11 protein-coding genes are annotated in these 16,750 nt (G+C 34.2%); 5 read left to right on the top strand and 6 right to left on the bottom strand.

The genetic code is table 11. The annotated features are described in order from the left end of the window. The first annotated feature begins 296 nt into the window (after positions 1–296). The 5 genes from ATE84_RS18615 (at position 297) to ATE84_RS18590 (ending at position 9,258) form a co-directional block, all read left to right on the top strand. The gene (locus ATE84_RS18615) at positions 297–2,981 is read left to right on the top strand and encodes a sensor histidine kinase (RefSeq protein ID WP_101449390.1); all 2,685 of its coding nucleotides are present in this window, start codon (positions 297–299) and stop codon (positions 2,979–2,981) included. A gap of 256 nt (positions 2,982–3,237) precedes the next feature. Beyond that, positions 3,238–3,603, top strand: coding sequence for a response regulator transcription factor (locus ATE84_RS18610; protein WP_101449389.1), 366 nt, complete (start codon positions 3,238–3,240; stop codon positions 3,601–3,603). Between the two features lie 275 nt (positions 3,604–3,878). Further along, positions 3,879–5,783 carry a propionyl-CoA synthetase gene (locus ATE84_RS18600; protein ID WP_101449387.1) on the top strand — a complete coding sequence of 635 codons (1,905 nt, stop codon included), beginning with the start codon at positions 3,879–3,881 and terminating at the stop codon, positions 5,781–5,783. Beyond that, positions 5,783–7,690, top strand: a complete 1,908-nt coding sequence (gene acs, locus ATE84_RS18595; protein WP_101449386.1) for an acetate--CoA ligase — start codon at positions 5,783–5,785, stop codon at positions 7,688–7,690. Before ATE84_RS18600 ends, acs begins: the two co-directional genes overlap by 1 nt. A gap of 584 nt (positions 7,691–8,274) precedes the next feature. Beyond that, positions 8,275–9,258: an IS110 family transposase gene (locus ATE84_RS18590; protein WP_101449385.1), complete on the top strand. Its 984-nt coding sequence runs from the start codon at positions 8,275–8,277 to the stop codon at positions 9,256–9,258. Positions 9,259–9,679: 421 nt separating this feature from the next. On the opposite strand, the gene ATE84_RS18585 is transcribed toward ATE84_RS18590, so the two are convergent. The 6 genes from ATE84_RS18585 to ATE84_RS18560 form a co-directional block, all read right to left on the bottom strand. Then, positions 9,680–10,492 carry a hypothetical protein gene (locus ATE84_RS18585; RefSeq protein WP_101449384.1) on the bottom strand — a complete coding sequence of 271 codons (813 nt, stop codon included), beginning with the start codon at positions 10,490–10,492 and terminating at the stop codon, positions 9,680–9,682. A gap of 177 nt (positions 10,493–10,669) precedes the next feature. Further along, positions 10,670–11,416 carry a YoaP domain-containing protein gene (locus ATE84_RS18580; protein WP_101449383.1) on the bottom strand — a complete coding sequence of 249 codons (747 nt, stop codon included), beginning with the start codon at positions 11,414–11,416 and terminating at the stop codon, positions 10,670–10,672. A 181-nt stretch (positions 11,417–11,597) separates the two neighbouring features. Further along, the gene (locus ATE84_RS18575) at positions 11,598–12,548 is read right to left on the bottom strand and encodes an XdhC family protein (RefSeq protein ID WP_101449382.1); all 951 of its coding nucleotides are present in this window, start codon (positions 12,546–12,548) and stop codon (positions 11,598–11,600) included. Beyond that, positions 12,545–12,919, bottom strand: a complete 375-nt coding sequence (locus ATE84_RS18570; RefSeq protein ID WP_199176896.1) for a hypothetical protein — start codon at positions 12,917–12,919, stop codon at positions 12,545–12,547. Before ATE84_RS18570 ends, ATE84_RS18575 begins: the two co-directional genes overlap by 4 nt. A gap of 167 nt (positions 12,920–13,086) precedes the next feature. Beyond that, positions 13,087–15,351, bottom strand: coding sequence for a xanthine dehydrogenase molybdopterin binding subunit (locus tag ATE84_RS18565; RefSeq protein WP_199176895.1), 2,265 nt, complete (start codon positions 15,349–15,351; stop codon positions 13,087–13,089). Next, positions 15,348–16,748: an FAD binding domain-containing protein gene (locus ATE84_RS18560; protein ID WP_101449380.1), complete on the bottom strand. Its 1,401-nt coding sequence runs from the start codon at positions 16,746–16,748 to the stop codon at positions 15,348–15,350. Before ATE84_RS18560 ends, ATE84_RS18565 begins: the two co-directional genes overlap by 4 nt. Positions 16,749–16,750 lie beyond the last annotated feature (2 nt).

Raw genomic sequence — 16,750 nt, 5'->3', positions numbered from 1 at the left:
TGTCAGTGTGACAAAACAAGTTTAATCTAAGTGAAAAGGCGCAGTAGAATTTTTACTGCGCCATTTTTCCTAACTTTATAAAAGTTAAATTGGTTACAAAATCAACACAATGAAGAAAAGACATCAACAGAAGCTTATTGTATTATCCCTGGTGTTGTTTTTACTGTGGAACGTCCCTTTGATATTAATTTTTGATCAGTTGGGCGAATTTTTTGGGTTCCCAACAATTTATTTCTTTATTTTCATTATTTGGATCATCGCAGTCATCATATCATATATTATTTTACACAGGCATTATGAATAACTATCTTTTGATATCTATCATTATTGCTTATTTGGCTTGTTTATTTTTAATAGCTTTTTGGGCAGAAAAAAACTCAAAAAGTAAATGGGTAAATAATCCATATATCTATGTGTTATCTCTTGCTGTATATTGTTCTGCATGGACATATTACGGAAGCGTTGGTATGGCTTCTCAATCCGGGATTAGCTTTTTGGCTATATATTTAGGCCCTGTCATTTCTTTGCCTCTGTGGATATTAGTAATGCGCAAAATCATAAGAATTTCTAAACAACATAAAATTTCTAGTATCGCTGATTTTATTTCCTTGCGATATGGTAATAATAGACTATTGGGAGCGCTAGTAACTATAATCTGTGTGTTTGCTATCGTTCCTTATATCTCTTTACAACTAAAAGCCATTTCAGAAACTTTTGAAATCATAACAGACGAAACCAGTTATGTTTCAAAATCTGTTTTAGACGATTCTACTTTTTATATCGCTGTACTATTAGCAGTATTTGTTGCTTTTTTTGGAACACAAGCAACTGATGCCTCGCAACGCAGAAAAGGAATTATGACTACCGTTGCCGTAGAATCTATTTTAAAGCTGGTCTTCTTTCTTATTGCAGGAGTATATGTAACTTTCTTTTTATTTGATGGTACAACAGACATATACCAACAAGCATCTCAGCTAGATAATTTTAAAGAGATCACTTCATTTAATGGAGTAGAAGCAGGGTTCAACTGGCTTTTTACAATAACACTTTCTTTCTTTGCCATCTTTTTACTACCAAGACAATTTCACGTAGCCGTAGTAGAAAATGATAGAGAACGGTATTTAAAAAAGGCAATATGGTTGTTCCCTTTATACCTTTTGTTGTTTAATATTTTTGTAATCTTTATCGCCTGGGGCGGAAATCTGACACTTACCAGTGAGATGAATAACGATTATTATACGTTGCTTTTACCGCTTCATAATGATAATGTTGTACTGGCAATGCTGGTTTTCTTAGGAGGATTCTCTGCGGTAATTTCGATGGTAGTTGTTTCTACATTAGCATTATCAACAATGGTTAGTAATAACCTGATCATCCCATATGGATTCTTAGACAAATTTATAAAAGGAAACCCAGAGAAGAATGCCAATTATATAAAAAACATCAGGAGAATTTCGATTTTTATATTGATCATCATAGCATACTTTTTTTATATCAATTTTTCATACGAATTATCTTTGTTTTCTATTGGATTAATCTCTTTTGTAGTGATAGCCCAGTTGGCACCTTCATTTTTTATAGGACTTTTCTGGAATCGAGGATCAGCAAAAGCAGCAAAAATGAGTATGATTATTGGCATTTCTGTTGTTGTTTACACTTTGATTTTACCTTTTATTGTAAACGTACTTACAGGAAGCCCTTCATTTGTAAATGATGGATTGTTTGGAATCAAATTACTGAAACCATACGAGCTTTTTGGAATTGATTTCTTAAGTCCCGAAGCACACGCTTTTTTCTGGAGCATGTTTTTAAATACGTTTAGCTTCTTAATTCTTTCGTTATTATCCAAAGGGAATTACAGAGAACGAAACTATGCCGAAATGTTTATTAACAGTAAGAACTATGCCAACTTACAGGATGGAGCCTTTATCTGGAAAGGAGAAGCGTATGTGTCTGATATTCGTAATGTTTTAAATCGTTTTTTAGGCGAACAGCGAACAGAAAGAGCACTTAATCTTTTTAATTTGAAATATGGAGTTTCTAAAGAAGAAGAAATGGCTGATGCAAGGCTTATTAATTTTTCAGAAAAACTACTTACCGGAAGTATCGGTAGCGCCTCTGCCAAGATTTTAATTAGTAATGTAGCCAAAGAACAACCGGTTAGTTTATTAGAAGTGTTGAAGATTTTAGAAGAATCCAAAGAAACAATCTCTAGTAATAAAGCTTTACAAGAAAAGTCAAAAGAATTAACAGCTCTTACAAATCAATTAAAAGAAGCTAATAGCGAGTTACTGATTCAGGATCGTCTTAAAGATGAATTTTTAGATACTGTTGCCCACGAATTAAAAACTCCGATTACTTCGATTAAAGCAGCCTCAGAAGTACTGACCGAAAGTGATGATATGCCAGAAGAGATTAGAGATAAGTTTTTAGACAATATTGTAAACGATGCAGATCGCCTGGCGCGATTGATTCATAATATATTAGATCTAGAAAAACTATCCAGTGGGAGAGAGCAATTAGAAATACAATCTAAACAAATGGAGGATACCATAAAAAAAGCAATCTATGGGATCACGCAGATGGCACAAAATAAACGAGTTGAGGTAGTTTATCAAAATAATTCAGAGGTTAGTGCCAGATATGATGAAGATCGTATGCTACAAGTACTCACCAATTTACTTTCTAATGCTTTAAAGTTTACAGAATCTGAAAAAGGAATAATTACCGTTACAACCGAGGAAAAGAAAAATGAAATTGTTGTTGCCATAGAAGATAATGGCAAAGGAGTTCCCAAAGAAGATTTCAATCACATTTTTGATAAATTTTATCAATCAAAACATCAGAATATTAAAAAACCCGTGGGTAGTGGATTAGGATTAGCAATTAGTAAAAAGATTATAGAAAGCCATCACGGAAAAATATGGGTAGATAAAAAATATAAAAAAGGAGCACGTTTTGTGTTTGCAATACCCAAATAATGAAGTAGAATCCATTGTGCATTTGGAAAAATAGTATAAAAAAAGCGTCAATTCGAGTGTTTTGTCGTAATAAAATGAAGACAAATGTACTTCGACAAGCTCAGTAGAGCTATCGAGAATAGTTTTTTTTAATTAATAACCCTTGTCATCCTGAATGTGCAGAAGGGCATGATACACAGTTCGTATCTAAATGCATAACGAATAGAAGTATAACATAAATGAAGCCTTAAATAAACAAAGATAAAACTCTTAACCTATGAAAAAGATCCTGATCGTAGATGATGAACCTAATATTGTAATGTCTCTAGAATATACATTTAAGAAAAAGAATTTTGAAGTGTATATCGCCCGGGATGGAGGAGAAGCGTTGCAGATAGCAGAAGATCAGATACCAGATATTGTACTTCTGGATATTATGATGCCCAATGTAGATGGTTATGAAACATTAAGACAAATAAAGAAAAATGAAAAACTTAAAAAGACTAAAATAGTATTCCTGTCTGCCAAAAATAAAGCAGATGATATAGAAAAAGGACTGCAACTGGGAGCAGATAAATATTTGACAAAACCGTTTTCGGTAAAAAAACTGGTTGCAGAGATAAATGAACTAATCGATCATTAGAAGATTGATTTTTTATGTAAGAGAAAGACCTTGTTTAATTTAAGAGAATAAAAAATGAAACTACGATTAAAACCTTTAACATCCGATATAATTATTACAGTTTATGTGATAATCACCTTATACCTTCGTTTCAAATTTGAAAACGAAACACCTATTGGTACAGTAAACTCTCTGGTAATAGGAGCATGTTTTATCATCATATTATGGGTGCTTATTAAATTAAAAGTACTTAACCCGAACTGGTTTGGTTTGTTCAATTCTAAAAAAACGAAAACATGAGTTACAAAGAATTTTACAATCAAAGTATACAAGATCCAGAAGGATTTTGGAGAGAGCAAGCGCAAAAACTATCCTGGTATAAGCAACCTGAGAATATACTATCAAAGGATAGTAATGAGTATGATCAATGGTTTGCAGACGGAGAACTTAATGTAAGTTATTTATGTATCGATAAACATATCGAAGATGGTTATGGTGAGCAGAACGCGATCATTTATGATTCGCCAGTTACCAATACCCAAAAGCATATTACCTATAATCAATTGCATGAAGAGGTTTCAAAATTAGCAGGAGGGCTTCAGGAGCTTGGGTTGGTTAAAGGAGATACTGTCATTATCTATATGCCAATGATCCCACAGGCAATATATGCTATGCAAGCCTGTGCTCGAATAGGAGTGATTCATTCTGTAGTATTTGGTGGATTTGCACCGCATGAATTAGCGATAAGAATTAATGATTGCGAACCCAAGGCTATTATAACAGCGTCTAGCGGTATAGAAGTCGAACGTGTAATACCGTACAAACCTTTTGTAGATAAAGCTATAGAAGAAGCAAAGCATAAACCGGATCACGTTATTGTTTATGATAGAAAATTGGGAGTAGGTATTCCGCATAAATCATACGATCTGGATTATGATTCGTTGGTAGCAAAAGCAACTGCGGCAAAACCTGTACCCGTTGCATCAACACACCCCTTGTATATTTTGTACACTTCGGGGACTACAGGAACACCAAAAGGAATTATTAGAGATTCGGGTGGGTATGCTACCGCCTTAAAATTTTCGATGAAATATGTATACGGAGTAGATGAAGGAGATGTCTATTGGGCTGCCAGTGATGTAGGCTGGGTAGTAGGGCATAGCTATATCGCATACGGACCATTATTGAATAGAAATACAACGATCCTTTTTGAAGGAAAACCAATAAAAACACCAGACGCCTCTACATTTTGGAGAGTGATTAGTGAGCATAAAGTAAAAGTAATGTTTACTGCTCCTACAGCGATCAGAGCGATCAAAAAGGAAGACCCCGATGGCGAACTGATAAAACAATTTGATATATCTTGTTTAAAATATCAGTTTTTGGCAGGAGAGCGTTGTGATATAGCAACATTAAGATGGACAGAAAACCATTTAAAAATACCTATAATCGATCACTGGTGGCAAACCGAATCAGGCTGGCCGATGTTGGCCAATATGGTAGGTTTAGAATTGCAGGAGATAAAACCAGGCTCAGCAGGTTTACCTGTTTGTGGGTATGATATCCAGATTTTAAATGAAAATGGAAAACAAACTCCCACAAATACCGAAGGATACGTAGCCATTAAACTACCATTACCTCCAGGAACATTATCTAATCTTTGGAAAAATCCAGAGCGATTTAAAGCAGGATACCTAGAACGTTTTGAAGGCTATTACTTTTCTGGTGACGGAGGATATAAAGATGAAGACGGATATCTTTTTATTACCGGGAGAGTTGATGATATCATAAACGTAGCGGGCCATAGACTTTCTACCGCAGAAATGGAAGAGGTGGTTGCATCGCATAAAGCCGTAGCAGAATGCGCCGTTTTTGGTGTTCATTGCAGTATCAAAGGCCAAAAACCTTTAGGACTTGTCGTTTTAAAAACGGGAGAAACACTTGATGATCAACAATTACAAAACGAAATTGTAACCGATGTTCGGGATGTTATAGGAGCCGTAGCTTCTTTCAAAAATGTACTGGTCGTAAAACGATTACCAAAAACCCGATCCGGTAAAATTTTGAGGAAACTGTTACGCAATATTGTTGATCATAATGAATATAAGATTCCGTCGACAATAGATGATATCAATATCATAGGAGAAATCGAAAACACATATAAAACACATAAAATAGGAAAATATAAAACACTACAGTAATGAGTAATTATCACATCAAACATCTAGAAGAGTATTATCAAGTATATAGAAAATCAGTAAGAGATCCTGAGACATTTTGGGCAGAAGTAGCAGAAGAGCACTTTATGTGGCGCAAAAAATGGGATAATGTATTAAGTTGGGATTTTACAAAGCCAGAAATCAAATGGTTTGAAGGCGCTAAACTAAACATCACAGAAAATTGTATAGATAGACATTTACGTAACCGAGGGCATAAAACAGCCATTCTTTTTGAACCTAATGATCCCAATGAGGATGCACAACATATTACATATAAACAATTACATGAGCGCGTATGTAAATTTGCCAATGTGCTTAAAGAGCAAGGGATAGAAAAAGGAGATAGAGTATGTATTTATTTACCTATGATTCCCGAACTAGCTATTTCTGTATTAGCCTGTGCCAGAATAGGAGCAGTACATTCGGTTGTTTTTGCAGGGTTTTCTGCAACGGCATTATCAACAAGAATAAATGACTGTGATGCAAAAATGGTCATTACTTCTGATGGATCTTACAGAGGAGGTAAGACGATAGACTTAAAAGGGATTGTAGATGACGCTCTAGAAGATACCCCGGGGATTAGAAGAGTTTTGGTAGTAAAACGTATTGATTCTGATATTAATATGAAAGAAGGCAGAGATCTTTGGTTACAACCACTGCTTGATGAAGCGTATAAGGATTGTGTTCCCGAAATTATGGATGCTGAAGATCCTTTGTTTATATTATACACCTCGGGATCTACAGGGATGCCAAAAGGAATGTTGCATACCACCGCAGGATATATGGTGTATACGGCGTATAGTTTTAAAAATGTATTTCAGTATCAAGAAAATGATATCTATTGGTGTACCGCGGATATAGGATGGATTACCGGTCACTCATATATAGTATATGGTCCATTGGCAAATGGGGCAACCACGGTAATGTTTGAAGGAGTACCATCATACCCCGATTTTGGTCGTTTTTGGGATATTGTAGAGAAACATAAAATCACACAGTTCTATACCGCACCAACTGCGATACGAGCTCTGGCCAAAGAAAACCTGGATTATGTGACCAATCGTGATCTTTCGAGCTTAAAAGTACTGGGTACTGTAGGAGAACCTATTAACGAAGAAGCATGGCATTGGTATAATGATCATGTAGGAGAGAAAAAATGCCCAATTGTAGATACTTGGTGGCAAACCGAAACCGGAGGGATTATGATTTCTCCTATACCATATTCTACTCCAACAAAACCCACATATGCCACGTTACCATTACCGGGGATTCAACCGGCTTTGATGGATGAGAATGGTATCGAAATTAAGGGAAATCAGGTAGACGGGCGATTGTGTGTTAAGTTTCCGTGGCCGTCAATGGCAAGAACTATTTATGGTAATCATAAGCGATATAAAGAAACGTATTTCTCTGCTTTTGAAAATAAATATTTTACAGGAGATGGTGCCCTGCGTGATGAGGTAGGATATTATAGAATCACCGGTAGAGTAGATGATGTGATTATTGTATCGGGTCATAACCTGGGTACTGCCCCTATAGAAGATGCGATTAATGAACATCCTGCGGTAGCAGAGTCAGCTATTGTTGGTTTCCCACATGATATAAAAGGAAACGCATTATATGGATATGTTATTCTTAAAGAAACAGGAGAATATCGTGATCGTGATAATCTAAGTAAAGAAGTAAATCAGCAAATTACAGATCGTATTGGGCCTATCGCCAAATTAGATAAAATACAATTTGTACCGGGACTTCCTAAAACAAGAAGCGGAAAGATCATGCGTCGTATTTTACGTAAGATAGCATCAAAAGACACCAGTAACCTGGGAGATACCAGCACATTACTAAATCCAGAAGTAGTACAGGAGATCATTGATAATGCGTTGTAATTTATAAGATACCGTACCCTTTGGCGAGCCTGCCCTGAGTTTATAGAAAGACTCAGGGTGTGGTACAAAACCGATAGCTCACATAGGATAGTGCAAAAATGTTTTCTGTGCCGAGTAGGAGAAATCGGGAGGAGTGCTAAAAAAGAAATCCAGTAACCTGATATAGGTTGCTGGATTTTTTACTGCACTAATTTTGAGATTGATAGCTCGGACTTAAGGTTGTAATGTAGTAACTCCAACTCACTACCTCACAACACAAACGCTACGTCACATCGAGTACGTGAGGAACGAGCGTGTATCGAGATGCATTTAAAAACGATAACATGCTGGGTTCTCGATACAATTTTTCTCCATTACATTACGAAAAACCACTCCTTTAGACTTGCATAATTATATTTATTGAAATAAAAAAGAGCAGAACTTAAGTACACTAATAACACTCAGAAGGGTAAACTTCATAGTTCGATTTAGACTTAAGTTCTTTCTTTCATCAACAATCTCTAATAGAAATTCGGGATTTTAAGCCCATTATCAAGGAGTCGAGTTATGATGAAAATGCTCTTTTCATTCAGAGAGGTAAAATTATGAAAAGTATTTATTTAGGAATTGAAATTAGTAAAAAAACATTAGATATTTGTTTAGTTGATCAGAAATCAGAAGCATTCTTTAAGATTGAAAATAAAATCAAAGCGATTAAAAAACTCTTTAAGCAGATAACTACTTTAGATGCTGAGATCTTTATTGCAATGGAAAATACTGGTCTTTATAATTATAATTTATATGAAGTTTTGAAGGATTATTCATTTAATGTTTATGTGATCGATCCTAAGCACATTAAACGAAGCATCGGTTTAGTTCGTGGTAAGAATGATAAAGTTGATGCTAAGCGCATTGCTACTTTTATTGAAAGGAACTATCAAGATTTTGATTGCTGGAAGCCCATAAGTGAGGCTGTACAAAATATAAAAATACTGATGAGTCAACGTAGACATAAGGTAAAAACTAGACAGGCTATTAAACAACAAAATAAGGAGCTTAAAACAGTTAAAAGGACTAAAATAATAAGTTCCTCAATGAAAATCAATTTAAAAGAAATTGAGCAGATTAATAAACATATAGCGGCTATAGAAAAATTGATTAAAGAGGAGATAGCTAATGATTCTGTTTTGAAAAAGGACATAGAACGTATCAGAACTATACCAGGAATAGGATCAGTTACAGCTTGGACTTTAGCTGTGAAAACTGATGGTTTTGTGCGATTGACTAATCCGAGAAAACTAGCTTGTTTTGCTGGCGTTGTTCCATTCGAACAACAAAGTGGAACAAGTCTAAAGACAAAACCAAGAGTATCAAAAATGGCGGATATGCAACTTAAATCCGTGCTTCAAATGGCAGCTATGAGAGCAGTAAGAATGGATAACGATCTTCAACATTTTTACTTGAGAAAAGTAGAAGAAGGTAAGAACAAAATGAGTGTACTCAATGCTGTTAGAAACAAACTAATACATATCGCAATGGCATTAATAAAAAACAAATCTTTTTATGAAAACCGTTTGGTATTGTCATAGAAATCGAACTGACGGGCTAACACGCTACGTCACAACACAAACGCTACGTCACATCGAGTGCGTGAGGAACGAGCGTGTATCGAGATGCATTTGAAAACGATAATATGATGGGTTCTCGGTATCCTCTCTTTAGCTAACACGCTACGTCACGTCGAGTGTTTTTTTGAAGCATAGCGTAGAAAAAATGTATCGAGACGCAATTAAAAACGATAACATGATAATATGATGGGTTCTCGATACAATTTTTCTCCATTACATTACGAAAAACCACTCGAACAGACGGTCTAACACGCTATGTCACAACACAAACGCTACGTCACATCGAGTACGTGAGGAACGAGCGTGTATCGAGATGCAATTAGAAACGATAGTAAAAACGAGTCTCTTGATAGCGATGTTTACATCTTGTTGTAGTGTAATTTTATTGTTCTATAATTATCGATTCAACTATTTTCCATTCCGAATTATCTTTATTTAAAATATAGTTAATCATTATTCCTTCTGTTGGATAGTATAATTGAAATCTTAATTTATCCATTATACAAGTCCAATCCGCTATTCCAATGTATTCGGTTAGATTTCTGTCCTTAATTTCTTGTTCGGTTAAAACTTTGATATTCAAATCGAATTTATGAACTCCATTCATGTTTTCTTGGTTTATTAAACCAAACGCTTTAAGAATGAGAGGTTTTTTGTTTGGAAATTTGTCAATATGAAAATACTGCTGTAACTCAGGTAAATCAATTGCTTTTTGTATAATTTGCTTAATTTCTGGAACTGATAATTTTGTATAATTTGTAGTAAACAATTTTAGTATTCCAATTGTAAATCCATTTTTATTGATTTCATCCGAGTATTTTATAAATATTTCCTTGTTCAAATTTTTAGAAAAAAGTTTATCAATCTCACTTTTTGGTATTTTAAATTGAGAATGGCTATTACTTTTATCTGTATATGTTGCAATGATTTTGTTTTCGCTAACGAATTCAATTTTTCTATCAATTACGTCATTATTGAAATCGTAAAAAACAGAAAGAATTAAGTTTTCATATTTATCTGTTGAACTGATCTTTGCTGTATATCTATTCGAGTCAAGAAAATGACTTTTGAATAATAGTTGAGAGTCTTTATAAAATTGCCAATTCGTAATTGTATCCATCTCAACTTTTGCAAAAGTTAGATTTGTAAATCCGATTGCAAAAATCAATAGCACTGTTTTTATTCGATTTCTCATTTTTTCAAAATTTCGTTAAGGGACATGGCTAAATTGGCTACAACGGTTGGGCTATGGTTTCGTTGTGGAATTGTCCGCGAGGACCATTCCGCTGTAACCAAGCGCTGGTAGAAAAGTAGGAATTTTCCACTGAAAATTCCGCCACAATAAATTATAGCCGTTGTTGTAGCACGTTTTTTATCCAATCAGTTTTTCCAAATGTCTTTCTACTTTCATTTCTAAACTCACTAATTCTCCTTTGTAAAACACGCTATTTATAATCCACGGAATTGGCATATTTCGACCGTCTTCTTGAGATTTAATATGATTAATTTCCAAAGGAACATTTTTCTTTTTTGCGTATTCTCTCAATAATTCATTCGTGTAAAATTCCGTAAACGGACACGTATTTGAGAAATAAGCTGTAATTCCGTTATTGTTCGGGCAATTTCCTGATTTCGCACTTTCCATAATTTTAGGAAATTCTGCTTTTGGATTTGTTTTTAGCCCCCAAAGTTTGAAATGAGGTTTTGCCTCGTCAATAATTTCAAATCCTTGGTATTTTAGAAATTTTGGGTCAGTCATAAACGATCTTTTCTTATCACTCGAAATTGCAATAATTCCGTCCATTTCTTTTGAATCCGCTAAACATTGTTCTAACAGCTTTTTTCCGTTTCCTTTTCCTTTGAATTGCCCTGAAACCCAAAAACAATTAATAACCATAAAATTTTTCCCGATTAATGGAAGCCAAGAATTTTCTATCGGCACATATTCGATAAATACTTTTCCTCGAACATCAATTTTTTGAAAATTGTAGCCATTCTTAAATTCTTTTTTCAGCCACTCTTTTTTCTTTTCATACCCTTCTTTACATTTCTTGTCGCTTATCGCACAACAAATATGTTCATCTTGAATATTCTTGTCAGTAAGTTTTAGAATTTCCATTTATTCGATTTTCTCAAAAGTATGATTGAAAAGCTTTATCTTCTATGATAATTATCAATTTTCAATGGATTACGAGTGTTTATGTAATGTGCTACAATGTATCGAATATGATTCCGTTTCAATGAATTATATTCAGCGTTAGCGAAAGGTAGTCAAAAATGAGTTTAGAAATAAGTTAAATTTAGTTGTTTGTATTCTTAATCTTAATAATTTGCGCAGCTATACTTATGGCTATTTCCTCAGGAGATTCACTTTTTATAGATAAGCCTATAGGAGCGTAAATTCTATCTAACTCTTCTTGGGTAAACCCTTCTTTTAACATAACATTCCACATTGTTTCTAGTTTAGCTTTGCTACCTAGAACTCCAATAAACGTATAATTTCTTCCTATAAGTTTACTTAATGCCAATTTATCATCGGTGTATTTGTTGGTCATTATAGCTACATAACTTGAGCTTCCTTCCAGAATATAATTACTGATGTCTGCATAGTCAACAACCTGTTTTTGATGTGCAGAATGATTGTTTTTTAAGGTGTTGAGGTTTTCTCTATTGTCAAAAACTACCACAAAAAAACCAAGTTTTACAAATAATTCTGAGACAGCTACACCAACGTGCCCACCTCCAACTATATACAAAGTTTCTTTATATCCAACATGTTCATTAAAAAACCAATCGTTATTAGAGTTGATTTTATACTCAAACTGATTTTCTATAAACTTGTATGAAAAATAAAAGGAATCTGGAGTTAAACTCAACGTTCCTTTTTCGCCATTTTGTATACCTGTAAGAATACCTTGAACTGTAGAAATATGATGAGAATCTAAGCAATGAAAAGCAACCGTTTGCTCGCCAGAGCAAATCATTCCAGAACCATCCTTTATATTTCCTTTATGGATCTGTTTTTTAATAAAAATGTTATCAATTCCTTCTTTTAGAAGCTGTTTTGTTTCTTCAACCAAAGAAAACTCCATAACACCGCCACCAATAGAACCAAAAATAAACCCGTCTTGAGCAACCAGCATTTTAAACCCTTTTCGGCCAGGAGAACTTCCAAAATTTTCAATGACGGTTAAGACATACACTTTTTGATTGTCTTGAAGTTTTTCTAATATGTGTTGCCAAAAAATCATTGAAAAATAGTTTCGCTTAATGCATAATAAATCGCCATTAACGCAGAGAAAATAGCACTAGCCATAAATCGCCAATCTAAACGTATTTTGTTTTGTATCAAATAATTTGCAACAAACGAAATAAGGATGTTTGCTAAAAATGACCAAAATGCAATTAGCAATACATTATTATTTATTTGTTCATAATTACCAGAGAAAAATTTGATAAAAGCCAAGTGTCTAAAAATCCACAACGGATTAAAATAGGCAATCGCCAAACCGGTTTTAGCCAATGTTTTTTTGACCCCGTTTAAATTAGCTGCTTTCCTATCAATCCAAGAAAAATAATTAGGGATTTCAAAAGCGTAAATAGTTGCTCCAACTAAAATCATCCCGAGTAATCTATAAATAGAAAACTCATTTAATAAAAGTGCAGCAATAGCATCTCCGGTACTATAAATAATAGCGCCTTTAATGATGTTTTGTTTGGTGTATTGTAGTTTGATAAAATTATATTTAGAGTTTTAATGCATTAGAATCCGTGAATATTAAAACCTCATTATGGAGTCTCGTATAATCCCATTAACACTTTTTCTGGTGTAAAAGGCGAGTGGAATTTTAATTTATGATTCGGATTAAACTCTTTAACCGCTTGTTGAATGGCAAAATAAGTTCCAATTCCGTACATTAATGGAGGCTCGCCAACGGCTTTCGATTTTAAAATCGCTAATTCATGTCCATCAACTTCTAGCGGGATAGTTTCTACTGTTTTTGGTGATGAAAAGATATCCGGAACCTTGTAAGTAGACAAAGCATTAGATAATAATTTTCCGTCAGAATTATATGCAATTTCTTCCATCGTCATCCAACCAATTCCTTGTGCCAAAGCGCCTTCAACTTGCCCAATATCGATTCCTAAATTCATTGTTTTGCCAAAATCGTGTACAATTTTTACAGTATCAATCTCGTAATTTCCACGAATACAATCTACAGTAACGGTTGTAATGGCTGTACCGTATACATGATATGCAAACGGATGCCCTTTTTCTTTCGACTTATCAAAGTGAATAACTGGTGTTGCATAATGTGCGTTTTCAGACAAAGCAACACGCTGTAACATTGCTTGTGTAATTAATTCTTCCCAAGAAAGGGATGATTTTTTACCATCTACAAAAACAAAATCATTCTGAAAATTAATACTTTTTTCTTCAGATGATAGCATTGCTGCTGCAACTTTAGTCAATCTTTCAATTAGCGAATTACACGCCATTTCAACAGCTTTCCCATTTAAATCTGCAGTAGAACTTGCCGCAGAAGGAGAGGTGTTGGCAACACGAGTTGTGTTAGTCGTTTCTAGTTTTACTTTGTTTGGAGAAATCCCTAAAATTTGCTGAGCAACTTGCAACATTTTTGTATTTACACTTTGTCCCATTTCTACAGCTCCAGTAGAAACCCCAACGCTTCCATCTTGATAAATATGAATCAATGCTCGTGCGTGATTCATAGGTGTATTTGTAAATGAAATCCCGAATGCGATTGGCATTAGCGAAATTCCTTTTTTGTATACTTTATTTTCTTGATTAAAACTTTTAACTTCAGCTTCAAGCTTTTCAAATTCAAATTTTTCTTTGGCAGAAAACCACGTTTTTTGAGCTTGAACTTCGGTAGCGATTTGCCCGTAAGAGAATTCATCATTTTCAGCTAACAAATTAGCTTCCTGAATTTCTCTTTTATCAACACCGATTTGATCTGCAGATGCTGCAATAGCACTTTCTATAACAAACATTCCTTGAGGTCCACCAAAGCCACGGAAAGCCGTATTTGGAGGCAAGTTTGTTTTACAACTAAAAACGGTTGTACTTACATTAGGAATAAAATAACTATTGGTAGCATGAAATAAAGTACGTTCTGCAATGGCAGGAGATAAATCTGCTGCGGCACCAGAATTTTGTAAGAACTCTACTTCAAAAGCTTTAATTTTTAAATCTTTGGTTAAACCGATTTTATAAAATGAAGAATAGGGATGACGTTTCCCCGTCATTCGTAAATCGTCGTGACGATTCAACATATATTTTACGGGACGATTTAAATGTTGAACAGCAACAGCAGCCATAACTGCCCAAGGAGTTGCTTGATCTTCTTTACCACCAAATCCACCACCTAAACGAATTACATCTACTTCAATTTTGTGCATGGGGACCCCCAACACTTTAGCCGTAATTTTTTGAACAGCTGTTGGGCCTTGCGTAGAAGAAATCAATTTTATATTTCCATTTTCTTGCGGTATTGCATAACAACCCTGAGTTTCGAGATATAAATGTTCTTGCCCGTTAGAAAAAGTTTCTCCTTCAAAAACATATTCACAATCAGAAAAAGTACTAGCAGAATCCCCTAATTTAAAAGAACGCGGAGCATTGATAAAACTTTCTTTTTCTTTGGCTTCTTTTGCTGTTGTTATTACAGGAAGTTCTTCAATATCAATAGTAATTAAAGCTCTTGCTTTTTTTGCAATAGCTTCTGTTTTTGCAACAATAAAAGCAATGGGTTGTCCCCAAAAATGGACTTCATCTTCTGCCCATAGTGGTTCATCAGGAATAATTCCTCCGATTTGATTTTCGCCAGCAATATCTTTGTAGGTAAATATTTTTATCACACCGTCCAACGCTTCTGCCTTAGAATAATCTACCGATTTTATTTTTCCGTGTGCTTTTGGTGAATCGAAACATAACCCGATTAAAGCATCTTGTCGTAACATTAAATCGTCTACAAATAACGATTCTCCTCTTACATGTGTAAAACTATCTATATTCTTCATCGTTTTCATAGTGTAATCATTTTATCAAGTTCTACATCATTAGGAAACAATTTTATGAAATGAGCAAAGAATAATTGTCTTGCTAGCAATCTTTTATATGCCGAAGTTCCTCTTACATCGCTTATTGGTGATATTTCTGATTGCAATATTTTTTCTGCTAAGTGAATGGTTTCAGAAATGATCAATTTACCTTTTAAAAATTCATTGGTTTTGTATAGATATTTAGGAATTGCAGCCACACCACCAAAAGATAAATGTGCTTCAGAAATAACTCCGTTTTGTATTGAAATTAATCCTGCCGAATTTACACTCGCAATATCTAAATGTGTTCGCTTGCTTACTTTTTCGAAATTGTAATGCTGATTAGCTTGAGGGATTTTAAAAGAAATCTCTTTTAAAATTTCACCCTCTTGTAAGTCGTATACTTTATAGTTTTGATGAAATTCTTGAAATGCAATTTGTCTTTCGGTTTCATCTTCTTTTTGAATTGTTAGTGTTGAATTTAACGCTAAAAAGAAAATTGACATATCACCAATAGGAGAGGCGTTTACAAAATTCCCGCCAATAGTACCCATATTTCTAATTTGCTCAGAAGAAACGAGTTTTAAAAACTGTTTCAGTTTCGGAAACAAGGTTTGTAATTTCTTATTTTCAGCGATTTCTGTAACAGTTGTATTTGCTCCTAATGTACAAATACCTTCAGAAAATGATATTCCTTTTAGAGCTGTTTTATCAACTAATAGATGTACATCTTCTTCTGCCATTTTATCTGCGTGACGTACATAGATATCGGTTCCGTTAGCAACTTTTACGCCAGTTTTTGAAAAAACTTTGGGTTGTAATTCTTTTAATTTATTCGGAATAGTTTCAAAGTAATTCGGAATAAATCCTTTGTTAATCAACCATTCAATTTTATGATTGTCATCTTTTTGTTGCAGCTTTTCTTCAATCTCAAAACCTGCTTTTTCTATCGATTTATAACCCGTGCATCTGCAAATATTTCCGCTAATAGCATCGTTGCATGTTGTTGTTTTATTACTTTCTAAAGCATAACCTGTCATAGAAACTACAAAACCTGGAGTACAAAATCCACATTGCGTAGCATAATTATCTGTCATTGCTTTTTGAACAGTATTTAGTTCTTTAGGTAAGTTGATTCCTTCAACAGTAACAATATGTTTTCCGTTTGCGTTTCCCAGAGGTGAAATACAAGAGGTTATCGTTTGATAAGTAACATGGTCTCCATCAGAAGTTCCTACCAAAACGGTACAAGCACCACAATCGCCTTCGCGACATCCAATTTTTGTTCCTTTTAATTGTTGATATTCTCGAATAAAATCGAGTAAGGTAACACCTGAATTAGCAGATGTTTTGATGATCCGATTGTTAAGTATAAATTGTATCATAT

This window comes from Aquimarina sp. MAR_2010_214, assembly GCF_002846555.1.
GTDB lineage: Bacteria > Bacteroidota > Bacteroidia > Flavobacteriales > Flavobacteriaceae > Aquimarina.
This window is presented reverse-complemented; position numbering and strand designations above follow the sequence as displayed.

Coding starts and splice junctions, on each gene's coding strand:
- ATE84_RS18590 (WP_101449385.1), top strand. CDS start 8,275: ATGAAAAGTATTTATTTAGGAATTGAAATTAGTAAAAAAACATTAGAT.
- ATE84_RS18560 (WP_101449380.1), bottom strand. CDS start 16,748: ATGATACAATTTATACTTAACAATCGGATCATCAAAACATCTGCTAAT.
- ATE84_RS18600 (WP_101449387.1), top strand. CDS start 3,879: ATGAGTTACAAAGAATTTTACAATCAAAGTATACAAGATCCAGAAGGA.
- acs (WP_101449386.1), top strand. CDS start 5,783: ATGAGTAATTATCACATCAAACATCTAGAAGAGTATTATCAAGTATAT.
- ATE84_RS18615 (WP_101449390.1), top strand. CDS start 297: ATGAATAACTATCTTTTGATATCTATCATTATTGCTTATTTGGCTTGT.
- ATE84_RS18575 (WP_101449382.1), bottom strand. CDS start 12,548: ATGATTTTTTGGCAACACATATTAGAAAAACTTCAAGACAATCAAAAA.
- ATE84_RS18565 (WP_199176895.1), bottom strand. CDS start 15,351: ATGAAAACGATGAAGAATATAGATAGTTTTACACATGTAAGAGGAGAA.
- ATE84_RS18570 (WP_199176896.1), bottom strand. CDS start 12,919: ATGATTTTAGTTGGAGCAACTATTTACGCTTTTGAAATCCCTAATTAT.
- ATE84_RS18585 (WP_101449384.1), bottom strand. CDS start 10,492: ATGAGAAATCGAATAAAAACAGTGCTATTGATTTTTGCAATCGGATTT.
- ATE84_RS18610 (WP_101449389.1), top strand. CDS start 3,238: ATGAAAAAGATCCTGATCGTAGATGATGAACCTAATATTGTAATGTCT.
- ATE84_RS18580 (WP_101449383.1), bottom strand. CDS start 11,416: ATGGAAATTCTAAAACTTACTGACAAGAATATTCAAGATGAACATATT.